At 59.2% G+C, this 19,127-nt stretch carries 23 protein-coding genes and 2 tRNA genes; 17 read left to right on the top strand and 8 right to left on the bottom strand.

Annotation, left to right across the window (positions count from 1 at the left end):
* Positions 1–66 precede the first annotated feature (66 nt).
* From EV700_RS09970 to EV700_RS09945, 6 genes are all read left to right on the top strand, one after another.
* Entirely contained in the window at positions 67–729 is a 663-nt protein-coding gene (locus tag EV700_RS09970) for a histidine phosphatase family protein (RefSeq protein WP_207224633.1), read from the top strand.
* 7 nt (positions 730–736) lie between these two features.
* Positions 737–1,663 carry an ABC transporter ATP-binding protein gene (locus EV700_RS09965; protein WP_130413281.1) on the top strand — a complete coding sequence of 309 codons (927 nt, stop codon included), beginning with the start codon at positions 737–739 and terminating at the stop codon, positions 1,661–1,663.
* A 6-nt stretch (positions 1,664–1,669) separates the two neighbouring features.
* Positions 1,670–2,443 (top strand): ABC transporter permease, encoded by a 774-nt coding sequence (locus EV700_RS09960; protein ID WP_130413279.1) that lies wholly within the window; start codon positions 1,670–1,672, stop codon positions 2,441–2,443.
* Between the two features lie 3 nt (positions 2,444–2,446).
* The gene (queF, locus tag EV700_RS09955; protein WP_130413277.1) at positions 2,447–3,268 is read left to right on the top strand and encodes an NADPH-dependent 7-cyano-7-deazaguanine reductase QueF; all 822 of its coding nucleotides are present in this window, start codon (positions 2,447–2,449) and stop codon (positions 3,266–3,268) included.
* Positions 3,269–3,365: 97 nt separating this feature from the next.
* Positions 3,366–4,031 carry a hypothetical protein gene (locus EV700_RS09950; RefSeq protein ID WP_130413275.1) on the top strand — a complete coding sequence of 222 codons (666 nt, stop codon included), beginning with the start codon at positions 3,366–3,368 and terminating at the stop codon, positions 4,029–4,031.
* Between the two features lie 9 nt (positions 4,032–4,040).
* A complete protein-coding gene (locus tag EV700_RS09945; protein WP_130413273.1) occupies positions 4,041–4,703 on the top strand; it encodes a hypothetical protein in 663 nt (220 codons plus the stop codon).
* A gap of 2 nt (positions 4,704–4,705) precedes the next feature.
* Here EV700_RS09945 and EV700_RS09940 read toward each other — a convergent pair whose 3' ends face one another.
* Positions 4,706–5,050, bottom strand: a complete 345-nt coding sequence (locus tag EV700_RS09940; RefSeq protein WP_130413271.1) for a hypothetical protein — start codon at positions 5,048–5,050, stop codon at positions 4,706–4,708.
* A 262-nt stretch (positions 5,051–5,312) separates the two neighbouring features.
* Here EV700_RS09940 and EV700_RS09935 point away from each other — a divergent pair, with 262 nt between their 5' ends.
* Complete coding sequence (locus tag EV700_RS09935; protein WP_130413269.1) at positions 5,313–5,537, top strand: hypothetical protein; 225 nt, start codon at positions 5,313–5,315, stop codon at positions 5,535–5,537.
* A gap of 105 nt (positions 5,538–5,642) precedes the next feature.
* On the opposite strand, the gene EV700_RS09930 is transcribed toward EV700_RS09935, so the two are convergent.
* Positions 5,643–5,731, bottom strand: a tRNA-Leu gene (locus EV700_RS09930).
* A gap of 22 nt (positions 5,732–5,753) precedes the next feature.
* Positions 5,754–5,827 (bottom strand) — tRNA-Cys (locus EV700_RS09925).
* A gap of 150 nt (positions 5,828–5,977) precedes the next feature.
* On the opposite strand from EV700_RS09925, the gene folD reads away from it, so the two are divergent.
* Positions 5,978–6,820, top strand: a complete 843-nt coding sequence (gene folD / locus EV700_RS09920; protein ID WP_130413267.1) for a bifunctional methylenetetrahydrofolate dehydrogenase/methenyltetrahydrofolate cyclohydrolase FolD — start codon at positions 5,978–5,980, stop codon at positions 6,818–6,820.
* Between the two features lie 59 nt (positions 6,821–6,879).
* Here folD and EV700_RS09915 read toward each other — a convergent pair whose 3' ends face one another.
* The 4 genes from EV700_RS09915 to EV700_RS09900 all read right to left on the bottom strand — a co-directional run bounded on the left by EV700_RS09915 (position 6,880) and on the right by EV700_RS09900 (position 10,926).
* The gene (locus EV700_RS09915) at positions 6,880–8,472 is read right to left on the bottom strand and encodes a GMC family oxidoreductase (protein WP_130413265.1); all 1,593 of its coding nucleotides are present in this window, start codon (positions 8,470–8,472) and stop codon (positions 6,880–6,882) included.
* A 30-nt stretch (positions 8,473–8,502) separates the two neighbouring features.
* Entirely contained in the window at positions 8,503–9,114 is a 612-nt protein-coding gene (locus tag EV700_RS09910; protein ID WP_130413263.1) for a transcriptional initiation protein Tat, read from the bottom strand.
* 122 nt (positions 9,115–9,236) lie between these two features.
* The gene (locus EV700_RS09905) at positions 9,237–10,100 is read right to left on the bottom strand and encodes a mechanosensitive ion channel family protein (protein ID WP_130413261.1); all 864 of its coding nucleotides are present in this window, start codon (positions 10,098–10,100) and stop codon (positions 9,237–9,239) included.
* A 37-nt stretch (positions 10,101–10,137) separates the two neighbouring features.
* Positions 10,138–10,926 carry a hypothetical protein gene (locus EV700_RS09900; RefSeq protein ID WP_130413259.1) on the bottom strand — a complete coding sequence of 263 codons (789 nt, stop codon included), beginning with the start codon at positions 10,924–10,926 and terminating at the stop codon, positions 10,138–10,140.
* Positions 10,927–11,094: 168 nt separating this feature from the next.
* Between EV700_RS09900 and gspE the strand changes: the two genes are divergently transcribed.
* From gspE to gspM, 9 genes are read left to right on the top strand one after another with little or no spacing between them, the layout of a single operon-like run.
* Positions 11,095–12,570: a type II secretion system ATPase GspE gene (gspE, locus tag EV700_RS09895; protein WP_130413257.1), complete on the top strand. Its 1,476-nt coding sequence runs from the start codon at positions 11,095–11,097 to the stop codon at positions 12,568–12,570.
* Positions 12,571–12,576: 6 nt separating this feature from the next.
* Complete coding sequence (gene gspF / locus EV700_RS09890; protein WP_207224632.1) at positions 12,577–13,797, top strand: type II secretion system inner membrane protein GspF; 1,221 nt, start codon at positions 12,577–12,579, stop codon at positions 13,795–13,797.
* A 57-nt stretch (positions 13,798–13,854) separates the two neighbouring features.
* A complete protein-coding gene (gspG, locus tag EV700_RS16925) occupies positions 13,855–14,268 on the top strand; it encodes a type II secretion system major pseudopilin GspG (RefSeq protein ID WP_207224631.1) in 414 nt (137 codons plus the stop codon).
* 10 nt (positions 14,269–14,278) lie between these two features.
* Positions 14,279–14,854 (top strand): type II secretion system minor pseudopilin GspH, encoded by a 576-nt coding sequence (gspH, locus tag EV700_RS09885; protein WP_165391415.1) that lies wholly within the window; start codon positions 14,279–14,281, stop codon positions 14,852–14,854.
* On the top strand, positions 14,851–15,249 hold the full coding sequence (gspI, locus tag EV700_RS09880) for a type II secretion system minor pseudopilin GspI (protein ID WP_130413253.1): 399 nt from the start codon (positions 14,851–14,853) through the stop codon (positions 15,247–15,249). Before gspH ends, gspI begins: the two co-directional genes overlap by 4 nt.
* Entirely contained in the window at positions 15,249–15,911 is a 663-nt protein-coding gene (gene gspJ, locus EV700_RS09875) for a type II secretion system minor pseudopilin GspJ (protein ID WP_130413251.1), read from the top strand. Before gspI ends, gspJ begins: the two co-directional genes overlap by 1 nt.
* Positions 15,895–16,902 carry a type II secretion system minor pseudopilin GspK gene (gspK, locus tag EV700_RS09870; RefSeq protein WP_130413249.1) on the top strand — a complete coding sequence of 336 codons (1,008 nt, stop codon included), beginning with the start codon at positions 15,895–15,897 and terminating at the stop codon, positions 16,900–16,902. The genes gspJ and gspK overlap by 17 nt, the downstream gene beginning before the upstream one ends.
* Positions 16,902–18,089: a type II secretion system protein GspL gene (gene gspL / locus EV700_RS09865; RefSeq protein WP_130413247.1), complete on the top strand. Its 1,188-nt coding sequence runs from the start codon at positions 16,902–16,904 to the stop codon at positions 18,087–18,089. Before gspK ends, gspL begins: the two co-directional genes overlap by 1 nt.
* Positions 18,090–18,091: 2 nt before the next feature.
* Positions 18,092–18,544, top strand: coding sequence for a type II secretion system protein GspM (gspM, locus tag EV700_RS09860; protein ID WP_130413245.1), 453 nt, complete (start codon positions 18,092–18,094; stop codon positions 18,542–18,544).
* A 42-nt stretch (positions 18,545–18,586) separates the two neighbouring features.
* Here gspM and EV700_RS09855 read toward each other — a convergent pair whose 3' ends face one another.
* The gene (locus EV700_RS09855; RefSeq protein WP_130413243.1) at positions 18,587–19,012 is read right to left on the bottom strand and encodes an SseB family protein; all 426 of its coding nucleotides are present in this window, start codon (positions 19,010–19,012) and stop codon (positions 18,587–18,589) included.
* Positions 19,013–19,127 lie beyond the last annotated feature (115 nt).

Genomic DNA, 19,127 nt, shown 5'->3' with positions numbered 1-19,127 from the left:
TGTCCGGCCTCCGGCGAGCAGCATTTATGCTACATTCGCCGGATTCCCGCGACCGAATCCATCACGATGCTGCATCCCGAACTTGAACGCTCGCTGCTGATCCTGCCGGAAGACAAGCCGGTGATCCTGCTGACCCGGCACTCGCTGCGCGAAACCACCCAGGATCCCAACGGGGTGCCCGGTTACGACCTGCCGCTTACCCCGGAAGGCGTCGCGCTGGCGGAAAGCTGGGGCGGGCGGCTGCCGCGACCGGTCTCCGCCTTTCACAGCAGTCCGGTCGGACGCTGCGTCGATACCGCGTTGGCGATGGCGCGCGGCGCCGGCATCGCGGAACCGGAGGTGAAAACCACTTTCCTGCTGGTGGAACCGGGCTGCTATGTGCAGGACATCCGCCGCGTCGGACCGCTGTTCCTGAAACTGGGGCCGCTGGCCTTCGCCAACCATCACATCAGCACCCCGCAGGAAGGCCTGCTCAGTCCGCAGGAAGGCGCGGCGCGGCTGATCCGCCATCTGCACGAACATCAGTCCGAACCCGGCGAACTGACGGTTCATGTCACCCATGACACCATCCTCGCCGCTTTCATATATCATTTGCTCGGCCGCGACGAACTGCGCGACGAAGACTGGCCCTGGATGATGGAAGGGGCCTGGCTCTGGTTCGATGACGAGCAATTGCACTGGATCTGGCGCGGCCAACCCGGCTCCCGCGCCCTCGACCTTTATCTGTGAGACCCGTATGACCGAGGCCCTGATCCTCCGCGACCTCAGCAAGACCTACCGCAACGGCTTCCAGGCCCTGAAGGGCATCAACCTGACGGTGCAGGAAGGCGACTTCTACGCCTTGCTCGGCCCCAACGGGGCGGGCAAGTCGACCACCATCGGCATCATCAGCTCGCTGGTGCAGAAGACCACCGGCTCGGTGAAGATCTTCGGCCACGACATCGACACCGACCTGTCGTTGGCCAAGCAGCAACTGGGCGTGGTGCCGCAGGAATTCAACTTTGGCATGTTCGAGAAGGTGATCGACATCCTGATCACCCAGGCCGGCTATTACGGCATTCCCGCCAAACTCGGCCGCGAGCGCGCCGAGAAATACCTGCACAAGCTGGGATTGTGGGAAAAACGCGACGCCGCGGCCCGCATGCTGTCCGGCGGCATGAAGCGCCGCCTGATGATCGCCCGCGCCATGGTGCATGAACCGAAACTGCTGATCCTGGACGAACCCACTGCCGGGGTGGATATCGAACTGCGCCGCTCGATGTGGGATTTCCTGACCGAGCTGAACGGGCAGGGCACCACCATCATCCTGACCACGCATTACCTCGAAGAAGCCGAGATGCTGTGCCGCAACATCGCCATCATCGACAAGGGCAGCATTGTCGAGGACACCGACATGAAGTCGTTGCTGGGCAAGCTGCAGGTCGAGCACTTCCACCTCGACCTGCGCACGCCGCTCAGCGCCGCGCCGGTGCTGGACGGCTATGACGTGCGCCTGCTAGACGAGAACACGCTGGAAATCGCCGTGGCCAAGAGCCAGTCGCTGAACCGCGTGTTCACGTTGCTGAGCGAACAGAACATTGAAGTATTGAGCCTGCGCAACCGCGCCAACCGCCTGGAGGAACTGTTTGTCTCCATGGTGGAAAAGAACCTGAAGACGGCCTGAGTTTCCATGAATCGCGACCAAACCCTGATTGCCCTGCAAACCATCCTCGTCAAGGAAGTGCGGCGTTTCACCCGCATCTGGCCGCAAACGCTGCTGCCGCCAGCCATTACCATGACGCTGTATTTCGTCATTTTCGGCAACCTGGTCGGCAGCCGCATCGGCGAGATGGGCGGCTTCCACTACATGCAATACATCGTGCCCGGCCTGATCATGATGGCGGTGATCACCAACTCGTACTCGAACGTGGTCTCCAGCTTCTACAGCGCCAAGTTCCAGCGCAGCATCGAGGAACTGCTGGTATCGCCGGTGCCGCACCATGTCATCCTCTGCGGCTACGTGCTGGGCGGCATCGCGCGCGGGCTGGCGGTCGGCGCCATTGTCACCGTACTGTCGCTGTTCTTCACCAGCCTCGACATCCACCACCTGTTCGTCATCATCTACACCATCCTGCTGACGGCGGCGCTGTTCTCGCTGGGCGGGTTCGTCAATGCAGTATTCGCCAAGTCCTTCGATGACATTTCCATCATCCCGACCTTCGTGCTGACGCCGCTGACCTACCTCGGCGGCGTCTTCTATTCGATGGACCAGCTGTCGCCGTTCTGGCAGACGCTGTCACTGCTCAACCCGATCGTCTACATGGTCAACGCCTTCCGCTACGGCATCCTCGGCGTCAGTGATGTCAATGTCTGGGTATCGCTGGCGATGGTGACACTGGTGACCGTCGGGCTGTACATCTACTCCTACCGCCTGCTGAAAAGCGGCCGCGGCATGCGGGAGTAAGTCATGGCCTGGTATGAAAAGACCCAGCTGGGCGTCAAGACCGACTACATCCATGCCTACGATCCCGGCCTGCTGTGCCCGCTGGAACGGCGCGAAGGGCGCGAGGCTCTGGAACTGACGGGAGCGCCGTTGCCATTCCACGGCGTCGATATCTGGCACAACTACGAAGTGTCCTGGCTGGACCCACACGGCAAGCCGCAGGTCGCCATCGCCCGCATCACCGTTCCCGCTGACTCGCCGTGCCTGATCGAATCCAAGTCGATGAAGCTGTACTTCAACTCGCTGAACCAGCATCGCTTCGCCGACCGGCAAGCGGTCATCGACTGCGCCGCCGCCGACCTCAGCCACTCAGCAGGAGCATCCGTCCGTGTGGAACTGCTGCCGGTCAATGCCGCCTGCAGCCTGACGACGCTGGAAGGAACATGCCTGGACGACCTGCCGCTGGAGGACTGTGACTTCACACCCAATCCCGGCCATCTGAAAGCGGATCAGGCGGAGCATGTGGAAGAAACCCTGCATTCCAACCTGCTGCGCAGCAACTGCCCGGTGACCGGCCAGCCGGATTGGGGCAGCGTACAGATCCGTTATTCCGGCCCGAAGATTAACCGGGAAGGGCTGCTGCGCTACCTGATTTCCTTCCGCGAGCACAATGATTTCCATGAGCAGTGCGTCGAGCGGATTTACCGCGACATCCTGCGTCATTGCACTCCGGAACAACTGACCGTTTTCGCCTGTTACACCCGGCGCGGCGGGCTGGACATCAATCCGTGGCGCAGCAACGCCGAAGCCTTGCCGGACAGACTGCCGCGCCTGTCGCGGCAATAAAGAAGAACGATTGAGAATACTTGCCATTAGCGGGTACAGCCGCCACAATCACGCCTGACAATTTAACTGAAGCAACACTCAACAGGGAGAACGCCGCATGACCGCCTACCTCGGTTTTGTACCCAGCGAATCGCTGCAAAACGACATCCGCACCTTGCTGGGCAATCTGGACCGCAAGGTTTCCGATCCGCAATTCCATCTGGCGAACGGCATTGCCGCCAAGATGACGGATGAAATCATCGACAACCTGCTGTTGAACATGGTCAACAACATGGGCAGCGGCGAAGGCAGCAACATGATCAACTTCCTGGGCGGCTTCCTGAAGAAGACCATGCATGTCATGCTGAAGATGATGCTGGGCAAAGCCAGCAATGGTGAAGTCGCCAAGCGCGCCGTTTTCATCCGCGCCCGTTTCCTGAACCTGCCGAATGATACCCCGCGCCTGGGCTTCCCGCTGCCGCACGACCTGTATGACGAGTTCCAGAAGCATTTCGCCGCCGTGGACGCCGGGCAGGGCCGTGAACATATCGAAGCCATTGTCCAGGCCATGATGCGTTTCTCCGACCTTTCGCTGGTGCACTACTACGACGAGTTCATCGCCACCCTCGACCTGGGCATGATCCTGCGCAAGACCACCGAAATGACCCGTTCCGCCCTGCACAAGGAACTGCACTCGGTGCTGCCGAAAATGGTGCGCGCCCTCAAGAACGAAGAACTGAAGCATCTGGCCGACTACATCCGCGGCATGCTGGTTGAGCGTTAAGGAGCCGCCATGACAACGTATTACGCGATTCCCTGCCCGGACAAACTCCGTGACAATTTTGCCCGGCTGATTGACCATCTGGATCAGGGAACGCGTGATCCGCTGGCTCCGTTGCTGATTGAGGTCGCCAACGACTACACGGACGTCATCGTGCAGGTCATGGTGCTGGGCAACAGTGAAATGATGCCGCACGGCAGCATGGCGCGCAAAGTCCTGGAAGGCGTGGCCTCCATCATCAAGGGCACGTCGCACACCATGAACCGTCAGGTGCTGCACAAGATGTCCAACAGCGACATGACGCCGGTCGCCAACCAGATCCGCGCCCGGCGACTGGAAGTGGACGGGAAAACCTATATCAGCTTCCCGATTCCGACCGACCTCGCCGCCGCTTATCGTCGCTGCTTCGCCGCGATCCGGCAGGGCGATATCTCCGTGCAGCACGATTTTACCGAAGCGGTGTTGCGGTTTTCCCGACTGGCGCACCAGCATTTTTATGTGGAATCGATGCACTCGCTGAAACTGGGCATGATCGCCCGGAAACTGGTGGATATTGGCGGCGCCGGCATTGAAAAAGCCTCCGAGGCCGCCGTTCGCAAACTGGTTCCCGCCCTGAACGCTCAGGAATTGCTGGAGTTCGTGGACTATCTTGAACCCCTGTATATTGATGTTTGATATCAGGTCGCGGCAATAACCCTCGGCCATCGATCGCTGACATGGCGATACGCTGCCGGGGTATCCACGGTCACCACATAAACCCGCACCTCATCGCCAACCCTGGCCGCCAGGCCCTGTAAATATTCCCCTTCATTCAACCGCACCCAATACGGCTTGTTACGGGCATTACGCTCCATATAGCGCCGTACCGGCAGTTTTACAGGGACCGGCTGGTAACGATCCCATTTTCCCGCCTGGATGCTGTCCAGCCGCGCGCAGGGCCCGGCGATCCAGGGTGATGGGACGCCATGACGTTCACCCCAGCGCAGCCACCGAACATCACCATTTCTCAGCAGTACCGGCAAGATTTTGTGGTCGCCGAAACTGATAATATGATCATTTACTTCTATCGCCGAGCACATGATTTTATGTTTGCCCCCACGCCCCAAAAATCGATATCGACTTGCCGCTCAAGGCTCCGGTTTCCTGCATCATATTGATGCATCTTCAACAATATAAATAATGAAGTCAGGCCCATGTATATCACTTTCGCAATCCCCTTCCGAAAGAATGTGTTTATGCCTATAATTTGAGAACTCCATCATAAAACATATTCAGGATTCGCTTATGAGCCGTGAAAATCCCTCCCGGTTTGGCCTTGAGGAACTGTCCTATTCCGAATTGCAGGACATTATTGTTGAGGCCCGGGAAATGATCGGCCTGAAACAGCAGGCTGAAATTCGCAAAGCGTATATTGATGCATTACAAGCCGCATCCCGTGTTGGTCTGGGAATTGATGAATTGATTGCCTGGGGACGGAAAGACCATCGCAAGCGTGGCTCAAATAAATAAATCGCCGACGTATTCAAAACGTAAAGGGATTTACATAGGCGGACGCCGGCCCAGTCTTCACAAGGGCTGGAAAGCGCGAATCAGGGAAAGGGCAGGGATGGCGGATGGTGCCTGGAGCCGGAATCGAACCGGCACGACGGTCACCCGTCGAGGGATTTTAAGTCCCTTGTGTCTACCGATTTCACCATCCAGGCAGGAGGGGCGCAGCAGAATAAGTGGAGGCTGGGACCGGATTCGAACCGGTGTACGCGGAGTTGCAGTCCGCTGCATGGCCTCTTTGCTACCCAGCCAAGAGACGGTGAATAATAGTAACGCCTCTTTGTCCCGTCAAGAAAAAATCGTTTTTTCAACAATCAATTGCATAGGATTTGGCCCCTGACGGCCGGTTATGCGACAATCCGCCCCCATTGCCGAAACCGGTTGTATTTCAGGAACCTCCCATGTCACCACTCATTCTTGACGGAAAAAAGCTGGCCACTCTGGTTGAACAGGATTTGTCCGCCCGCGTAGCGGCCTTGAAGGAGCGTACCGGCCGTACGCCGATTCTCGCCACCATTCTGGTTGGTGACGATCCGTCGTCCGCTACCTACGTCAAAATGAAGGGCAATGCCTGCCGTCGCGTGGGTATGGACTCGCTCTCGGTGGTCATGCCATCCACCACTACCACGGAAGAACTGCTGGCCCGCATCCAGGAACTGAATAACGATCCGCTGGTGCAGGGGATCCTGCTGCAACACCCGGTCCCGCATCAGATTGATGAGCGTCAATGCTTTGATGCCATCTCCATCGAGAAGGACGTGGACGGTGTAACCTGTCTGGGCTTCGGGCGGATGAGCATGGGCGAACCGGCCTACGGATCGGCCACACCGCAGGGCATCATGACCATCCTCAAGCACTATGGCATCGAGATGTCCGGCAAACATGCCGTGGTGGTGGGCCGCAGCCCCATTCTGGGCAAGCCGATGGCGCTAATGTTGCTGGCGGCGGACGCCACCGTCACGGTCTGCCATTCGCGCACCCGCAATCTGGCCGACCATGTCCGGCAGGCCGACATCATTGTCGGGGCTGTCGGCAAACCCGAGTTCATCAAGGCGGAATGGATCAAGGATGGCGCCGTGGTCGTTGATGCCGGCTACCATACCGGCGGCGTCGGCGACATCCAGTTGTCAGCGCTGGGAGACAGGATCAGCGCTTTTACCCCGGTTCCCGGCGGCGTCGGCCCGATGACCATCGCCACACTGATGACACAAACAGTCATGGCGGCCGAGAAGCAGTGGAAGTAAGCAAACCGGCGGCATAAAAAAACGGGAGCCTTGGCTCCCGTTTTTTTATGCCGCGCAAATCAGCTCCAGAAGTAGCTGTTCGAGCGGCGGATAATGTTGTCGGCAATATAATGCGCCATCGCCGCAACAGTCAGGAGCGGATGCTGCACGACAATGGACGGCAGAATACTTGCGTCCGAAACAAACAGACCGCTGATCTCGTAGGTTTCGCCATAGGGATCGACAATCGCCGTGGCGCTGTCCGCACCCATCCGGCAACTGCCTTGGGCATTCAGCGACAGCAGGCGCATCGAGAAAATGCCCAGCGAACCATAATCGATTGAGTCAACCACCTGATCCAGCTCTTCAAGCGAAGTTACCTGGGTGCGCTGGTAGGTCGGCATGTAAACGCGTTCCGCACCGGCGGCAAAGAAGATCCGTCCAGCGCGCTTCAGGCCGATCTTGAATTGTTCGAACTCTTCACGGGTCATGTTCCATTCAATACGGCGGGAACCGCCGCGCACCGGACCGCTCCAGTGCACAAAACCGTGATTGTTGTCCGGAACCAGAATGTTCAGGGCGGAGAGATATTTGAACTCTTCAATGAAGCGGATGTGATCCACACCCATCGACAGCTCATTCTGCGCCATCAGCTGCACCGGCGCGGCCAGACCGGACTCCATCAGCATCCGGCCTTCTTCCTCGGAGAGGAACTCATCGACGTGCATCCCAGCGAAAGCGCCCCGGAATCCATAAATCGGAACAGGGAACTTACCCAGCACGACAACGACGGGGTGGAGCGCCAGATTCCGTCCAAGCTGGTTGCTCTTGTTCGGTAAGCCACTGCGCTGCAACAGCAGGGGCGTCTGGATAGCGCCGGCGGACGAGACCACCAGCTGCGCGTTGACCTTGATATTACAGACAATGTCGTTATTGTCCGGATCACGGATGACCCCTGTCACGCCAACGGCGCGGCCGTTACGGACAATGATCTGCTCGACATAGGTATCCGCATAAAGACGCGCACCGGCGGCAATCGCCCAGGGCAGATAACTCACCTGCATGGAGGTCTTGCGGTCAGACGGGCAGCCCGCCAGGCAGTGGCCTGTCAACGCGCATTGCTTCACGTTGCGGGACTGCGGTCGCCATGACCAACCCAGCGACTCGCAACCGCGAATGATGGTGTTGGCCGTATCGTTGATTTCGTGCGGTTCATTCAGGTGGACATGCAGCCGCTTTTCCACTTTTTCATAATATTTAGCCAGATTTTCGGGAGAAACCCCCGGAATGCCGTGCTTCGTGGCCCAGTCCTGCAACACATAATCGGGAGCGCGGGTGGCGATCGCAGCGGAAATCACCGACGAACCGCCGACGCAGTTGCCTTCCAGCACCACCATATCGCCAATCGTGTTCGTCTGGGTGCCAACGTCCTTGTAGAGATTTTCAAGCGACCAGGCCATGTCTTCAGTGAACTGGCTGCTGGGAATATATTTACCCGCTTCAAGGATGACCACGCTTTTGCCTGTGGCGGCCAACTCATGGGCGATCACCGCGCCGCCGGTTCCCGAACCAACCACCACAACGTCGACGTTAAGCACAATATCGTCATTGTTACGGATATCGCGGGCCTGGATCACATCCAGACCTTCTTTGGGCATTTCTTTGTAAATCATATTATTCCGGTTCCTTCTTGATCGGGACCATCAAACGTTCAGATCGGCTTCCGTTTCCAGCGGCAGGGGCAGGTTGCCCAGACGACGGATGCCCCATTTGGCGGAAACGGGACCGTCATAATCCAGAGCCGCCCAGGTGCGGGGATCGCGCCAGTAAGCGATACCCATCAGGGTCTTCATGGATACCACGAGTCCGCCCTGGAAAGAAATGCCGGACTGCCAGGCGCGCACCTGATTAAGGGCCTGTTCATCATTCAGGCTGGAAAAGCGGCGCATTTTGTAAAGAGTCGCGTATTCCAGCGTCCGGGCACCCAGCGACAACAGGAAACGGGTATCGCCATTCAGGCGTCCCACCATCCGGTCCAGGTTTTCCATCACCGGAACGGTCGTGGTGCTTGGCAATTGTTCAAAACGCTGGGTCGGCAGGAAAATGGTGCGCAAGCGATCGAAAACCCGGTATTCCAGCAGGCTGAGATGATGGATGCCGATAGGCAGGGCATCATCGGCCAGAGCGCGAACCGGGAATGTCAGGGCAGAGGCGGCGGTCGTTCCAAGCAGCAGGCCGGATTTCAGGAAACGGCGTCTGGAAAGACTCGCAAGCTGGTTTTCAAGCTGGGCAAGCGCGGGATCTTGCTGCGACATGGTCGTCCTCGACAATTGGGACTGCCGGAGGGCAGTAAATTTCTAGTTATTCAAGCCGGGTTTCCAAGTCTAGCCCAAACCGATCAACTATTTAAGCCTTGGCCCGGTAATTTCGGGCGCGATTATGTCGTCTTTCGGTTGCCGGACTCTTGCAGTACGACCGGGAGCGCATTCATTTCGCCGCTGTTGATGCTGATCTGCGGGAACGGGATTTCAATCCCCTGTTCGTCGAATGCCCGCTTGATCGCTTCCTGCATCGAGTCGCGGACATCGGAATACGTTTCCTTGCGCGTCCAGACAGTGAACTGCAGATCCACGGAAGAGGGCGCGAACGCCTGCATGGTCACCTGCGGCGCGGGTTCGTCCAGCACCAGCGGATGGCGGTCCGCCAGGGCCAGCAGCACGCCGCGAACCTTGCCGATATCTTCACGATATGCCACGCCGATCGTAATCGGGATACGGCGAATGGCAAAACGGGTCAGGTTGCGAAGCTCCGACTTGATCAAGGATTCGTTGGGAATGCGCACAAACACATTGTCCGGCGTCCGTAATTTCACGGATAACAGGTCAATCGACATGACCTCGCCCTGGGTCGCGCCCACCTGGATGGTATCGCCGACCGAAAAAGAGCCCTCGCCAATCAGGAACAAACCGCTGATCAGGTTCGACGCGGAGGTCTGTGACGCAAAGCCGATGGCAACAGTAAATACGCCCGCAGCCCCCAACAGGACGCTGATCCGGAAGCCCATTTCATGCAGCGCCGAAATGGCGAACAGCAGGAAGAGAAAATAAAAAATGCCGCGCCGCCAGACCAGCAACTGATGCGCCGTCAGACGGAAACGCATGGTGCGCACAAAAGCGCTGGTCGCCAGCCAGGCCAGCAGGTATCCCAAAACCAGCAGTATGCCGCCAATGATGAAACCTTCGGTGCGGTCACTCACCGGCAAGTTGATCAGGCGATCCAGAAATGTTTCTTTGACAGCCATGACGGCAGGCACCTTTTTATTTCAAACCGGCAAACGATCAACCGAGGAAATGCTCAAACATGCGCGACAGTGTATCCGCATCATGTTCCCGGGCGCGGCTTAACAGGCGCACCACGCCGGCCGCCTCATGCATGCGCGTATCCAGCCGCACCCGTATCTGGCGACTGCCGGGCAAACGGTCCACCAACAGGCCCGGCGTCCATAACCGGCCATCTGTCGCGCTGTAAATATCCAGCGAAGGCACCGGCATGCACAAGCGCTCCACCTGCATGGTTTCCGGCGAATCATTGGAAATGGCCACCGGGGTCATGGCGCGAAACGGACGCACCGGCAGTTGCCCCAGGTCCGTCCGGCCGAACACCTTGGTGGAGTAGCACAAGCGGCCCTGCGCCGGCGTTGGGCCAAACCAGGTGTCGCTGGGACGGATCACCGGCAGATCCAGCAGCGGCACGGTACCGGCGTCATGACGAATCTGCAGCCAGACCGGCGTGCTGACAAAAAGCGTGGCGGACTGACCGGCGGGAATATAGAGCGGCGTCACCGGCTTGATGACGACCGAACGGTCGGCGAGCGAGGGCAGGACGCGCAACCGCGGCGTGGTCCGGGTAAACAGGTAACGACTTGGCGAAGATCCGGCCAGCGGGGTCGGCGAGGGCGCTTGCAGCTCCCAGTCCTGGACATCTTCATGCTGGGAGGACGACCTCAGGGTTTCGATCACCCATTCCGAATCACTGCGGGTAATGCGCACATCCAGCCCGGCCAAACGCCATAAACGCGACTCATCCGGCTCAAAATCGAACTCGCCCCACCAGAATGGATGTTCCACGTCATACACCTGCAACCGATTTCGGCCAAGACTACGCATGCCGACCGAAAAAACAAGGCCGTTTGCCGGTTCCCCCAACAAAAAGCCACGATCCCCCGATTGAGGCGCGCAGGCTTCATCCAGTATGCTTGAGTGCTGCGCATGTCGTAAAACTATGAGAACGAAGCCATGTCACGTCAGGGTCAATTACCCTACAGCTTTGCCAAACGTCACGGTGTACTGCTGGTAAACCAGCCCGACCAGCCTCCCACCCTGCTGGTGCGCGAGGATGCCCGTCCCGCCAGCCTGATGGAAATCCGCCGCGCGCTGGGCACCGCCTTCAGTTATGAAACCGTCAGCGCCAATGATTTCAATACCCGTCTGGCAGGCGCCTATCAGGGCGACGGCGGTGAGTCGCAGCAAGTAGCCGCCGGTCTGGAGGATCACCCCGACCTGGAAAGCCTGGCGGAGTCGGTCCCGGAAACCGAAGACCTGATGGAGCAGGAGGATGATGCTCCGATCATCCGGCTCATCAACGCCATGCTCAGCGAGGCTATCCGTCTCAACGCCTCCGACATCCACGTGGAATCATTCGAAAAACGCTTGTCCGTGCGGATGCGCGTGGACGGACAGCTGCGCGAGATCGTCCAGCCCCGACGCGAGCTGGCCCCGCTACTGGTTTCCCGGATCAAGGTCATGGCCAAGATGGACATTGCCGAGAAGCGTGTTCCCCAGGACGGCCGCATCTCCCTGCGCCTGGCCGGTCGGGAAGTCGACGTTCGGGTTTCGACCATGCCAGCCAGCCACGGCGAACGGGTGGTCATGCGCTTGCTGGATAAACAGGCCGGGCGGCTGGATATCGGCCATCTGGGCCTGCTGGGCCACGATCACAAGCGGTTGCGCGAGCTGATCTACAAACCCCACGGCATCATTCTGGTGACCGGCCCCACAGGGTCCGGCAAAACCACCACCCTTTATGCCGCCTTGACCGAACTGAATGACCAAAGCCGGAATATCCTGACGGTTGAAGATCCGATTGAGTATCAGCTGGAAGGTATTGGCCAGACGCAGGTCAACGCCAAGGTCGACATGACCTTCGCCCGCGGCCTGCGCGCCATGCTCCGTCAGGATCCGGATGTCGTGATGGTGGGCGAAATCCGCGATATCGAAACGGCTGAAATCGCCGTGCAAGCCTCGCTGACCGGTCACTTGGTCTTGTCCACCCTGCACACCAACTCGGCGGTCGGCGCGGTCACGCGTCTGCAGGACATGGGGATCGAACCGTTCCTGCTGTCGTCCTCGCTGCTGGGTGCGCTGGCGCAGCGGCTGGTCCGCGTCCTATGCACGCACTGCCGCCAGGCCGTGACAGCCGATGCCGAAGAATGCGGTCTGATGGGCGTCAACCCTGACCATCCGCCGACGATTTATCGGGCGGTCGGCTGCGACAAGTGCAACTTCAGCGGCTATCGCGGCCGCGTCGGCATTTATGAATTGATGGTGGTGGATGACAAGATGCGCCGGCTCATCCACAGCCACGCCGGGGAACACGAACTGGAGGCACACGCCCGCACCATGGGGCCCAGCATCCGGGCGGACGGCCTGCGCAAGGCGATCATGGGCGTCACGACGCTGGAAGAAGTTCTGCGCGCCACGCGGGAAGGGTGATGAACGATGCCCGCTTTTGATTTTATCGCGGTAGATACGGAAGGGCGCCGGCAGAAGGGCGTCCTCGACGGCGACAGCGCCCGCCAGATCCGCCAGCAGATCCGGGACAAGGGTTGGCTGCCGGTTTCCGTCGAGCCCGCCGCCAATGAACAGACCCGTGAGGAAAAAACCGGGCTGATGCAGTCCCGCAAGGGGCTGGGCGCCTACGAGCTGGCGCTGGTAACCCGTCAGTTGGCAACATTGATCCAGGCCGGCATTCCCCTTGAAGAAACGCTCAAGGCCGTTGCCCGGCAGACGGAAAAGCCCGCGACCCAAAGCCTGCTGCTGGCCGTGCGCGGCAAGGTGCTGGAAGGCTACCCTCTGGCGCAGAGCATGGCCGGTTTTCCACGGGCCTTTCCCGATCTCTACCGGGCTACGGTTTCCGCCGGTGAAAAATCGGGCCATCTGGACCTGGTGCTGCAACAGCTGGCCGACTACACCGAAAGCCGGTACACCACGCAGAAACAGATTCAGGGCGCCATGATTTATCCGGTCATCCTGACCACGCTGGCCATCCTGATTGTGGTCGGACTGCTGGCTTATGTCGTGCCGGATATTGTCAAGGTCTTCAAGAATTCCCACCACGAACTGCCCGCGTTGACCCGTGGCCTGATTTCACTCAGTAATGGCGTCAAGAGCGCCGGGCCCTACCTGCTGGTGTTGATGATCATCGGCGGGTGGTTGGGCAAACGTTTCGTCAAGACCGATCGCGGCCGGTATGCGCTTGATCGCCTGTTGCTGAAACTGCCGCTGGTCGGCCGGATGGTCAAGGGAGCCAACTCGGCCCGTTTTGCCAGTACGCTCAGCATTCTCAGCAAAAGCGGCGTACCCTTGGTCGAAGGCCTGCACATTTCAGCATCCGTCAGCAGCAACTGGCTGATCCGTGACGCCATCAAGGAGGCCGCCATCAAGGTTACCGAAGGCGGCAGCCTCAGTCACTCCATCGAAAAATGCGGATACTTCCCGCCCATGATGGTGCAGATGCTGCGCAGCGGGGAAACCGGCGGCGAGCTGGATGAAATGCTGGGTCGCTCGGCGACGATGCAGGAAAAGGAACTGTCATCACTGATCACTACACTCGTCGGCCTGTTTGAGCCGATGATGCTGCTGGTCATGGCCGGCGTAGTGCTGATGATCGTACTTGCCATCATGCTGCCCATTGTCAGCATGAACAACCTGGTTCACTGAATCAACAACTCCGTTCAGACCGGAACACGGTTCCGGCACGGATATTCGAGGTTAGCTATGTCGTCTTTGCAACGCGGTTTCACCCTGATCGAAGTCATGGTCGTTGTCGTCATCCTGGGCATTCTGGCGGCGGTGATTGTCCCCAACGTGATCGGTAAGGATGAACAGGCCCGGATCACCACCACCAAGTCCAGTCTGGCCAGTATCGCCAACGCCCTTGAGATGTACCGGCTCGACAACCATAAATATCCGACCACGCAGGAAGGGTTGGAAGCACTGGTCACCAAGCCCGCTTCGGCCAAGGTTTTCCCGGACGGCGGATACCTGAAGAGCCTGCCTAACGATGCCTGGGACAATCCGTTCCAGTATGTCTCCCCGGGCCATGGCGGCAAGAAATATGACATCTATTCCTTCGGCCCGGATGGCCAGGAAGGCGGAGAAGGCGAAAACGCCGACATCTACCAGAAATGAGTCGCCAACGTTGACTGCTTCCCGCGGAAGTCCGGCATTCCCGGCCATACCCTCCCGGGGTTTCACCCTGATCGAGGTGCTTCTGGTTGTATTGCTGATCGGGATTGTCAGCGGTCTGGTATTGATGGCGGCCAGTCCTTCCGATCCGGCGCGTCTGGTTGTGGGCGAAGCAGACCGTCTGGAAGAAGCCATCAGCCTGGCTCAGGACACCGCCGTCAGCGACAACCTGCAAATCGGTCTGACAAGCACGGATGATGGCTACACGTTTCTGGAATACGATGACGCCAGCCAGCAATGGATGCCCAGCCCGAATGAGGCTTTCCGGGACTATCACATGCCGGCCGAGATCCGGGTTGAAATCACGCCGGCGGAAGTGCGGCGAGAGAACGGCGCCCCCGCACCCGCCATCCCCGTCAAGGACGGCGACAAGAAGGGCACGCTGAAACCACAGGTCCTGCTGCTTTCCAGCGGAGAATCCACCCCGGCCCAAATACGCGTTTCCGCCGACAAAGTCCCGACGGAAGTGCTGCAACTTGACGATATCGGCAACCTGAAACGCAACCCGGAAGCCGGAGCAAAACCATGATCCGCCGTCAATCCGGGTTCACGCTCCTCGAAGTCCTGGTCGCCCTGGCGGTCTTCGCCGTCGCCGCCGTCTCGCTGATGAGCATCAGCGAATCCCAACTGACCCTGAGCCGGCAAATTGAGGACAAGACCTTTGCACATTGGGTCGCCCTCAATCAGATTACCGAAATGCAGATGCGTCAGGCCTGGCCTGAAGCAGGGGAAGTGCGCAGCCGGTCGCCGATGGCGGGCAGGCAGTGGGATGTCGCTGTCAAAACCTCTCCCACAACCGCCGCCGCCATGCGGCGCATTGAAGTCACGGTCAGCGAGGCTTCCGATGACAGTACCCGGCCAATGCCGGTATTAACGAGTCTGACCGGTTTTCTGGAACGGCCCAAGACCGGAGGCGGGAGTTGATGGCTATACGGTCACGGGGTTTTACGCTGCTGGAATTACTGGTTGCCGTGGCCATTTTCGCCATGCTGGGCATTGGCAGCTATCGCTTGTTGGCGACGACCATCTCAACGCGCGATGCCGCCCGGGAACACGACAGTAACCTGATTCATCTGCAAAAGGTTTTCACGGTTCTGAACCGGGATATTTCCCAGGCCATCGGCAGGCCGGTACGAAACGATTTCGGTGATGCCGAACCCGCTCTCAAGCTCAGCAACAACAGCCTGGAGTTTTCCCGGCAGGGCTGGCCAAACCCCATGCAATCCAGCCGCAGTGAATTGCAACGTATCCGTTATGAACTGAATACCAAGGGCGAATTGTGGCGGCTGGCCTGGTCACAGCTTGATCGCGAACGAGGCATGGAGCCCAACCAAAGTCTGCTGGCTGACCACGTGCAAAGCCTTCAGATACGGGTTGTGGCCGCCAGCGGGCAGATCGAGACCGATTGGCCGCTTCAGCAAAACAGTTCTAACGCCGCTAACGGCGGCGCCAACAGCGATGCTCCCCTGCGCGAGATGCCCGTGGGCGTGGAAATGATCCTGAACATCAAGCCCTGGGGAGAAATCCGCCGGGTCTTCCGCATGCCCGATAACCAGGAGGCCGGATCCGATGCCCAAGGCAGCTGAGAACCAGCAAGGAGTGGCATTGCTGACCGTACTCCTGGTCGTTGCCATGGCCAGCATGCTGGCCGTATCCATGATCAAGGCCCAGCAATCGCTGTTGCAGCGGTCATCCAGCGTCTTTACCCAGGATCAGGCCTATCTCTACACCCTGGGAGCGGAAACCCTGGCGAGAACGGTATTACAGGACGATACGGATCGCGACAAGCAAAAGAATCCGTCGCAGGATGCCTTGGGCGAGGATTGGGCGCGGCGTGTTCCGCCATTTCCGGTGGAGGGCGGGGCCGTGCAGGCCAAGCTGGATGACCTGCAAGGCCGCTTCAATGTCAACAGCCTGTGGCAGGACAATCAGGTCAACCCGACCGCCCTGAAGGTTTACCAGCGTTTGCTGGCGCAGGTCGGCGTTTCTCCGGGACTGGCATCGCCGCTGATCGACTGGCTGGACCCCGACAGTCTGCCCTATGACAGCGAGGGCGCGGAGGAAGATTGGTATCTGCGGCTCAAACCCGCTTACCGCACGGCAAACCGGGCCATGGTCAGCACTTCGGAGCTGGCCCTGCTGCGAGGCTACACCCCGGAAGTCATCCGGAAAATCGCTCCCTATGTATGCGCCTTGCCCGCCAATACCGCCATTAACATCAACACGGCCGACCCGATGCTGATAGCGTCATTAAGTGATAGTATCAGTTTCAACATGGCCAAGGAGATGGTGAAGGAGCGCCCCTCGGACGGCTACGGCAGTGTCGAACGTTTCCTGCAGCTTCCCGGCTTCAGCGCTTTATCGAGTGATGACCGGCAGGCGCTGACCAAACTGCTGGATGTCCGGTCGCGTTTTTTTGAGGTCCGGGCCGAAGCCGAAATTGATGGAAAGCGGCGCGTGCTCTCCGCCCGGCTGATGCGGACGGAGTCCGGCATCCGCACGCTGGACCGGGACTGGAGCCGCCAGTGGACCGTTGCCACAACCACCGAAACAGCCAACAAGAAAGATAACCCGTGATGGAAACCCTGTTTATTCGCATTGCTTCATTGGGCGGCCGCTGGCAAGGCTGGTTGCATAAGGCCGCCGGCATCATTCCGCTCACCGAATCGGATCTTGAGTCCCTGATGTCGGGCGGGGCCGACGGGCGGCAAGTAGTGCTGCTGACTCCCACCACGGCCTGCCTCATGGCGACATTGCCTGTCTCCCGGCAGCAACTTCGCCAGATTGGTGAAGAAGAAGTCTTGTACATGCTGGAAGACCAGTCGCTGACGCCGGTCGAGAAGTTGCATGGCGTCTTCCATCCGGTCAGTGATACGCAGGTACAAGTCGCCGCCATTGATCAATCGCAACTGCTGTCCCTGCTGGAACCGTTCAAGGCCGCCAACTGCCGGCTGGTCGCCGCAATTCCCGATATTTTTCTGGTTCCCCATAACCCTGATGGTTGGTCGCTGGTCGTGGATGCGCTGGATTGCTGGGTCCGACTGTCGGCTTTCAGCGGCATACGCCTGGAGGCCGTCAATGCGGTCAGCCTGTTGCATGCCGCCTGGCTGGAAGGTGCGCCGTCCTCGGTAAGAGTCTATGGCGACCTGCCCGGCGAAATTGAAAGCTGGTTGGCCGAAAAGGGTGAGGCGCTTGTCGTGGAGCGCCTTCCGCATCTGGAATGGACCGAAGAACTGGCGCAGTTGAACAACCGTCACCCCTTCAACTTCCTGCAAGGGGAACACGCTGTCAAGACCGCGACCTCGCTCTCCGGTCACTGGCGCTACGCCGCCATTTTTCTGGCGACCGCCATTGGCGTGCAGCTGATGTATGACGGACTGCGCCTGGGGCATTTCCACAAACTGGAAGCCCGAAGCAAGGCTGAGTCCGCCCAACTTTACAAGACCTGGTTCCCCGAAGAGCCCCGTATCGTCAACCTGAGGCGGCAAATCGAGGAACACCTGGCTGAGCGCGAGCGCCACAAAGCCGGATTTATGCCCTTGATGACACGGGTGGGCGAGGTTTTGAACAAAGGCAGCTGGCAAACACGCCGCATCGACTTCGATGAAAACGGCCTGTTGCTGGAAGTTGACGCCCTCAGTCTGAGTGAGCTTGACCAATTACGCCAGCAGTTGAACGCCCAAGGGGTAAACAGCGAAACCCTGAGCGCCAACAGCCAGGGAGGCGGCATTCGCGGCCGCCTGCGCATCAGTGAGAACACCTGACCATGCTTAATGACATTCAAAAATACCTGGACGGGTTACCGCCCCGTGATCGTCTGGCGCTGATTGCCATGGGAGTATTCCTCATGGTTTCTGTCATCGGACTGGGCGGCCTCAAGCTGCATCGCGCCGCGAACAAGGCGGAAGATCAGGCGGTTCAGGAACAGGCCACGCTGTCCTGGCTGCAAAGCCTGGCCCCACAGTTATCGGGCGGCGGGCTGGCCGGAGGCACCTTGTCCGTCCTGGACATCGTCAGCAGCGCGGCGGCGGGTCAGGGAATCACCATGCAGCGTTTCGAGCCGGACGGCAACCGGGTGCGGGTATGGCTGGAAGGAGCCGATTTCGCCAAGGTGGCCGCGTGGATGGATATGCTGGAGCGGCAGGGGGTAAAGTCGCAGGAAGTGCACTTCGAACAATCAGAAAAGGGCCTGAACGTCCGTCTGGTGTTCGGTCGCTAGATTGAAAGGGCGGAGGCATCCCATCCGCCCCCGCCAGCTGCCTCAGACAGCTGTCTTTATCAATTGCGGCAGATCCGTCTTGGGTATCGCCGCCCAGAAATCCCCGCGCCGCACCATGATGGCGTCCAATCCCTGCTCCTGCACTATCCTGACCACCTGCGCACCCGTCATCCCCACGGCAAAAAGGTCCGGCAACGCCTGCTTCAGTGATGCCTCATCGCAAAAAGTCACCAACGCCCGACTGCCATCTTTTGCGGTCGCGGAAATGAAAGGCACCTTCAGGTCAGCCGATGCCTGGCCGCCGGCCTCCTTGAGCCACGCCTCCGGCAACGCCGGCGCCGCCAGAAACACTTTTACTCCGGGAAAAATGGCGTAAAGGGCGTCACGCCCCGGTTGGCCCGCCCCGTTTTGCAAGCTGTCCAGAATATCCGCCAGGCTATGGTCTTCTTTCACAATTACGGTTTTCATAAACCTATTTCCTCTCGTTAATCACCACACGCTAATCCACGGGGACAATCGGCGTCAATCAAACCCGTACCGCCAGGCTTTCATTCGCATTCACAATTTTGCCTCAATACTGTCA

This window comes from Fluviicoccus keumensis, from assembly GCF_004217445.1.
GTDB lineage: Bacteria > Pseudomonadota > Gammaproteobacteria > Pseudomonadales > Moraxellaceae > Fluviicoccus > Fluviicoccus keumensis.
This window is presented reverse-complemented; position numbering and strand designations above follow the sequence as displayed.